Source organism: Endozoicomonas sp. Z74, from assembly GCF_057680865.1.
The window spans coordinates 1-1,262 of record NZ_JBLYZI010000241.1 but is presented as its reverse complement, the minus strand read 5'-3'; the positions used below and the strand labels follow the sequence as shown (position 1 = coordinate 1,262).

Sequence of the window (1,262 nt, the reverse complement as noted above, 5' to 3'; positions counted from 1 at the left end):
AAGAACGCCAATGGAAACTCTGATAGATGGCAAAGAGATCTGGAAGGAAAAATTTGTAGCCTGAATTTGACCTGACAGACACCCTCTGAAAAATCGGTGACTGTCAGATCAGGTCTGAACTACTACACATCAGCGAAAACATCTTTTACTGTAGCGGCTGCAGGTCTGTATTTATTGGCGGTGTTTTCAATACGCTTAATAAAATTCCAAAGTATTCCAGATTGAAAAAAACGTTCATTCCACTCGGTTTTAATTAGATCCGTTTCTGAGATATGGTGTTTATTTGCAACCGTCTGCTTCCATCTTTTTTTGGCATTTTGTGTGAAACCGTTCCAGTGCCCCATACTTTTATTTCTCAAAAACCGGATTCCGTTGGCAGGCACTAAAGACAAGTCGATATCGGATAACACCCAATCCCTCCAGGGGTAATAGGTGCCTCGACTGATGATTTCATAATCCAGCCAGAATTCTGCCAGGTTTCGCTCAAAGTCTGTGAATTGACTGTCTTCGTTAAGGAAGAGGGTTCGTAATGTGGTTCGAACCAGAATAGGCAGGTATTTATCGTGGCTGCTGAGCATTGCCTGGAAGCTGTTGTAAATCATTTCTTCTTTTTTGCTCTTGTGAAGTATTTGTGTAACCAGCACTAAGAGTTCGTTCAGCCAGGGTGAACGTTGATTTGCGGAGGGCGTTCTTGCCCCGATATAAAATAACGGAATTCCATAGGTTGCCATTTGTTGTCGCAATAGAGTAAGCGCCTGATTTATATCGTTGGGTGTAAGAGTTACTTTTTTTTCTACAAGTCTTTCATTAAGGTGCCATGGGTAAAATAAGGCTTCAACAATTTTAAAGTATTCATGTTGATTGAGCTTTCTTGTTTTCTTTTCGGGCTGTTCCTCTTTATCCGAAGATGCCTGTTTTCGTTTTCTTGATAGGTGGGGTTTTATCCCTGAGTCTGTTTTTAGTTGTTGGTAATCGGTTGGTTTTTCTGGGGGTTCATCTCCGGAGTTCCCCTGCTCTTCGCCGATACTTTCTTCTTTGTTATGAGAGGGGATATGAGAAGATAGTTCGTAGGCTGACGACTCATGGCTAGGCGGAGTTATCATCTAACCGTTCAATCATATTGCTGGAAACCAGACCGGAAAGGCAGCTGATAGTGAGCTAAAGTATGTGAATTTGGTTTGCTATGGCTCGCACAGTACTCAAAGATGATCAATGGGATCGGATCAAAGACATGTTACCAGGCAAGGCCTCTGATCCCGGAC

At 42.5% G+C, this 1,262-nt stretch carries 1 protein-coding gene; it reads right to left on the bottom strand.

Annotated elements, in window-relative coordinates; genetic code table 11:
- Window positions 1–122: 122 nt before the first annotated feature.
- Complete coding sequence (locus tag ACNRUY_RS26510) at window positions 123–1,103, bottom strand: hypothetical protein (protein WP_488114665.1); 981 nt, start codon at window positions 1,101–1,103, stop codon at window positions 123–125.
- Between the last annotated feature and the right edge of the window lie 159 nt (window positions 1,104–1,262).

Bases quoted from the DNA above. Each gene is read 5' to 3' on its own strand.
- ACNRUY_RS26510 (WP_488114665.1), bottom strand. From the start codon at position 1,103: ATGATAACTCCGCCTAGCCATGAGTCGTCAGCCTACGAACTATCTTCT.